Genomic DNA, 5,913 nt, shown 5'->3' on the forward strand with positions numbered 1-5,913 from the left:
TAAAATTTAAAATATCCTTGTCTGTAACTTCGTAGTATCTCAAATGTTCACGAACTAAATCATTAACTTCTTTTTGTATAATTGGCTGACCCAGTTTTTCAAGTTCGGCTTTTCTATGCCTTTTCTTTTTTTCCAGATCTGCATAGCTATCATTGAGCTGTCTAAGCCTGTTATTAAGTTCCTGCTGTTCTTGTTCCAGTTGAAGCCTTTTATTCAGAATATCCTGCTTTATAGCATTATTCTTGGCTTCTTCCTTTTCTACGTCCTTCTTAATATTTCTCATCAAGGTATCTCCACGTTTTCTCGCTTCGTTAAGAGCTTCATTAATGAGTTCCTGTTTCCGCCTTTCTGAAACGACGTAAGGTTTTTCCGCTTCCATTTTCTTTTCCCAGATTTGTTCATCAAGATTACGTATTTCATTATTTTTGCTGTTTTGTTCCTTTTCCAAAAAATTAATTGAACTTTTTAAATTACTCTCTTCAGTTTCAAGTGTTTTAATCTCAAAATACAGGTTTTCCCTGTTCTTGATTAGCTCTTCAATTTTTTCTCCTTTTGAATAATCTTCTATTTTTTTATTGATTGCTTCAAAATCTACATTCTTAAAGACTTCATCAAATAATTTTATTTCTTTTTTAAGATTTTTCTTGAAATTTTTGTTATTGTGTCTTTGATTTAATTTGTCCTTGATTATCTTTTTTATATTGAAAATACGCTTAAAATCCGTAATTTCCTTATTACTTTTTCTTACCTTGAAATCTGTTTCATAGTTTTTAAATTCATTCAAGAAATCTTCCTTTGAAATTTTTTTCTTTCTGTCAATAATTTCCCTTTTTGAAAGAATTTCTGTATATTTCATAAACTCATTTTTTGAATAATCATTGCTGCCAATCTTACTTTCAAGATCCTTTTTCTCCTTTTCCATAGCGAATTTTGTCCTGTCAAGATCTTCAGAAGAATTTACTTTTTCAGTCCTTCTGACTACAACTTCCGCACCTTCATTTGAAAACACCTTAACCTTATTTTTTAACTCATTAATGGAAAGATTTTTAACCATAAAATCATTTACAAATTCTTCATTGAAAGTCCTGTAAAAATCTTTAGTAAACGGAGAAGTCCCGCTCTCAAATTTAAACTTTTTATCTGACTTATTTTTGTTCATCTTGGCTAACTGTCTTTCAATGATTTTGGGCTTCTCCTGAACCTTAAATTCCTCAAACGCCTTTTTATACTCATCAGTTCCAGCAATTAGCCCAAGCTCCTTATTTCTTCTCAAAAATGCACTGGTTAAAGCCGATTTAACTTTTGATGTGTTAACATCACTTACCGTATACTCGTCTTTCTGATTATTCTCTTCTGAAAAAGTCCACATTGACTGCAAATGAGGCGTGCTTTCATCAAAGTGAATTACTGCATATACACAACGAGCATTTTTACCAAATTTTTTATTTAAGAACTCAAGATTTTCCTTGTAATACTGCTCCCACTTTTCAAGGGAAAGCATATATGTCAAATCTACTCCATTCCTTACTTCAAAATTTCCTGTCTGCACCTGCGATACGACGCTTACCACATCCCTGCTCCTGCTGTCAACTTCTGTATCATAATACTGCCGTTCAAGGACAGATAAATCCTTGACAAGAATTTTGTTAAACTGTGTCAGTTCCTGATTGACATTATTCTTAAACTTCTCCAGTTCACGGAATGCTTCCCTGACTACATTGTTAATGCTGCTCCTGCCTGATCCAGAATTGTATTTCTTGAAATTGTTTATTGCTGAAATCTCAGCCATTTTTTATTCCCCCTTTTATCAAAAAATGTTTCTTCATTTTTCAATTTATTTTAATTATACTTATTTATAATTTTTTTTGCAAATCGTAAGTTTCGGGACTGCTCAATTTTTGCATCGGCCAGTCGCAATGCAAGAGGGCGAAGCCCTTTGCAAAGCTCCTCCATTCATTAAAAATGAATGGCTCGCCTGTCATTTTTTTCAAAAATTACTGCCGAGCTCTCAAACGCCGAGGGCTTTTCAGGCAAAAAAATGAGTTCGTAATGCGAGCGTTTCACTTCGCAAAACTGAATCATTTTTCTGCCATCTTCATCTGAAAAAATTTACAAAAAATCAAAAATTATTATTGACGTTTTAAGGAAGTCAAAGTACAATATTATTAAGTATAATTTTTTATTTCATATTTGTTAATTTTAACATTTCGACCGCGGTCGAAATATAAAATATAAATAGATTTTTAAAGGAGGTATTTTATGAAAGTTATAAGCATAGTAAATCCTAAGGGCGGGGCTGGAAAAACCGTTACAGCTGTTAATCTTGCTTATGCAATGAGCTTGAAAGGAAAAAAGATATTATTAATAGATACTGACCCAAGAAATGCTGTTTCAACTTATCTTAATTTAAAAAATGATAATACAATTTTTGACTTAATAAAAGAATGTTACGAAACAATGAAATTTGATAAGGCAAAATATATTACAAGCAAAAATAAAGTAGATGTTATAATTTCTGATGAAAAATTACTTCAACTTGAAATGCTTTTTGCGAGTTATTCTGACAATCAAGCTATCTTTAATATTTTTTCAAATATAACAGAACAACTGAAACAGGACTATGACTATATCATTATTGATACTGAAGGTTCAATAAATAACACGGTAAGGGGTATTTTAAATGCAACAGACTATATTGTAGCACCTTCAAAATGTAGCCTGATAGATACCAATGGTATTAATGATCTGATAAAAATATATTTTATTGGAAAAAGAAATAATCCTAAACTAGAATTAAAAAAAGTATTTTTTGTTCAAGTAGAAGAAAGAACAAGAGTTTTTGCAGATGCATTGAAAGAATACACAGATTTTTTTAATTCAAATGACTTGGGACTTAGTCCAAATATTTTATCCAAAAATTATATTAGAAAAGATTCAAATATAAATAATGCAATGTTAGAAAATCTTGATATTATAACTTATAAAAAGTCCTCGCCTTCATCGACAGATTACAGAAATATTGCAAATGAACTAATCAAAGAATTAGAATAGTTTTTCCATTTCGACCGCGGTCGAAATGATACAATCTTTATAAAAAATTCAAAGGAGTATTACAATGGGAAGATTTGACTCATTAAAGAAAATAGACGAATTAACAATTGAAAACATAAAACAATATGAAAGTAATTTTGATTTTTCAGCTTATGAAATAACAGATGATAAATTTATTTCTGAAATAAGAAGTATTGAAAATAATTTGTATATGGCTTGGAATCTGATACAAAATAGAACAAAAGAAATGTGTAAATATTTATATGAAGCACAGGAAAAATTTAAAACACAAAAAGATGGCTCTTTTATGGCATGGTATAAAAGTATGGGCTTCTCTAAGGATCAGGTCTCAATTTCTATTATGAAATATAAACAATATTTAGAATATGGAGAAAATCCTATGGCCTTGAAAAGTTCAAAAAGAACTGTGAAATATATTAACCAAAACTCTGAAAATTTATCTGAAGAAAAAATAGAGGAAATTTTAAATAACCCAAAAGAAGCTCCAAATATAATAAAAGAATTAAAGGCAAAAGCTGAAATAGATTATACAAAAAGACTTGAAGAAATAAACAAGGAAATAAAAAAATTTCAAAGAAAAATTAGACAATTAAAAATCGAAAAAATGGAAATAAAATCACAGTTATAATAAATTTATATCACTCGTAAAAAGTTATTTTTATATCAAAAAAGGGGAATACGATGTATATACACTTTTTATAAATTTAAAATTTGCTAATATAAGCCATTTTAAGCAATTTTTTCTAATTATCCAACCTTTTACACTACAAACTTATTTCATAGTCAAATTTACCCTCATATGCCTCTATATGAATATATATTAATAATATTCTCATCTAAAATACTGTTTCTTTAAAAACGTTTTTTATTTGCATTTTCTTTTAATTTGTGTTAGAATTATTTAATCTTTAATTAAAAAAAGGAGGTGTAAAAATTTATGAAAAAAATAGTAAGTTGTTGTGTTTTTTTACTTGCAAATCTTGCCTTTCCAGCTCCAGTTAATGAAGCTAACAGAATTATTGATATTCAGCAAAGACAGATTGAGCAAGAAAGAACAAGGCAGCAGCAGGAGAAAATGCAGAAGGAGTTTGAGAATACAAAGTTTGACAGCCCTAAGCCTCAGATTGATAAGGATATTGAAAGCGGCAACTTGAATTCTAATAAATTTTTAATTAAATCAGTCAATATAAAAGACAACGACAGGCTGTTATCTCAAAGGGAAAAAAATAAAATTATTGGAAAGTATGTCTTTCTTGAACTTAGTTCCAATGACATCCAAAACCTTCTTACAGATCTTACAAACAAGTTAATTTCTAAAGGATATACTACATCTGTTGTAAACTTTGACAAGAATAATGACCTGACTACTGGAGCTTTAAATCTTGAAATTGTTGCAGGAAGAATCGAGGATATAAGGATCAATTCCGGAAATGGGCTTGATAAGTATAAGGAATTTTTTATGTTTTCAAAGAACAAGGGGAAAATCTTTAATATCAGGGACATTGACACGGCAACTGACAATTTTAACTCAATCAATGCCAACAATATGACTATGGAAGTTCTTCCTGGAAGAAAGGAAAACTATTCAAGAATTGAAGTAAAAAATAGATTAAAGAATAAATATACTGTCGGAATCTTAGCTAACAACTATGGGGACAGCAAGCAGAATGGAATATGGAGGAGAGGTATCAACCTTAATATTGACAGCCCTCTTGGAATTGGAGACAACTTCTATTTCACATATATGACTGTACCTAAAAAGGATCCAGACAGAAGCTGGAAGAAAACAATTGAAGAATTAAAGCCCGGAGAGATTTTGCCAATAGGACCAGTAGGATATGATCCTGCAAATGGGGATACATTGCCATATAAAAGGCGGCTTGATATGTTTAATTTTGGATATACAATGAAGTTCAGAACTTACACCTTAAAACTCAATTCAAGTAAAAGTATTCAGGAAAGCAGCTTTTATACAGCAAATACTGTATATGACATGTATTCGAGCAATCATATTTTATCAGCAGATCTCGAAAAAATATTGTTTAGAAATCAGAAAAGCAAGGTTAGTCTTGATTTGGGAATTAGAAGAAGACATAATCAGAGCTATCTTGAAAAGTCGGTATTGTCTGACAGAAAACTTACAGTCGGTACAGTGAGCCTTAATACTACTACTTCACTCTTTGGAGGAATTTTTGGAAGTTCTATTGGTTACGAAAGAGGATTAAAAATATTTAATGCTGAAAGGGATAACGGCAAAATAGATACAACTCCGAAAGCACAGTTTCATAAATACAATGTGAACCTTAGCTACTACAAGCCAGTAACAAACAAATTTATCTATAGGGCCAATGTTTATGGAAGCTATTCAAATGATGTGCTCTATGGAAGTGAAAGGCAGACTATAGGTGGTATTGGAAGTGTAGGAGGATATAATACAAGAGAATCCATTCAGGGAGATAAGGCTATAGAAATCAGCAATGAGCTGGCATATAATATTCCAGTTAAGAAATTTGCGGTTGTTTCTCCATATGTTAATTATGGATACGGGGCTGCAAAGTACAACAGGGATAAATCTAAATACAGGACTGGATATGTAACTGGAATGACAGCTGGAATCAGGTTTGATACAAAAATGTTTGATTTTGACTTTGGATATGCAAAACCTATGGCGCATTCAGACTATTTAAGCCCTAAGAAGCAGGAAATGTATTTTAGTGGCTCTTTGAAAGTAAGTTTTTAGATAATAACTCAAAATAGAAATAATAAAAAAATTCAAATTGTAATCAGTAAAAATATCGAAAGGAGATGAAAAAATGAGAGGAAAAAGTAAGATATTACGTA

General features: G+C 30.5%; 4 protein-coding genes. 3 read left to right on the top strand and 1 reads right to left on the bottom strand.

The annotated features are described in order from the left end of the window. On the bottom strand, positions 1-1,789 hold a 1,789-nt coding region (locus ACO409_RS09950; protein ID WP_485556876.1), incomplete at its 3' end, for a plasmid recombination protein. Positions 1,790-2,259: 470 nt separating this feature from the next. Between ACO409_RS09950 and ACO409_RS09955 the strand changes: the two genes are divergently transcribed. The 3 genes from ACO409_RS09955 (at position 2,260) to ACO409_RS09965 (ending at position 5,812) form a co-directional block, all read left to right on the top strand. Beyond that, positions 2,260-3,051 carry a ParA family protein gene (locus ACO409_RS09955; RefSeq protein ID WP_485556878.1) on the top strand — a complete coding sequence of 264 codons (792 nt, stop codon included), beginning with the start codon at positions 2,260-2,262 and terminating at the stop codon, positions 3,049-3,051. Positions 3,052-3,115: 64 nt separating this feature from the next. Next, a complete protein-coding gene (locus ACO409_RS09960) occupies positions 3,116-3,700 on the top strand; it encodes a hypothetical protein (RefSeq protein ID WP_018498928.1) in 585 nt (194 codons plus the stop codon). Between the two features lie 309 nt (positions 3,701-4,009). Beyond that, on the top strand, positions 4,010-5,812 hold the full coding sequence (locus tag ACO409_RS09965) for a ShlB/FhaC/HecB family hemolysin secretion/activation protein (RefSeq protein WP_485556880.1): 1,803 nt from the start codon (positions 4,010-4,012) through the stop codon (positions 5,810-5,812). Positions 5,813-5,913: the final 101 nt, after the last annotated feature.

The sequence above is a fragment of the Leptotrichia sp. genome, assembly GCF_057270615.1.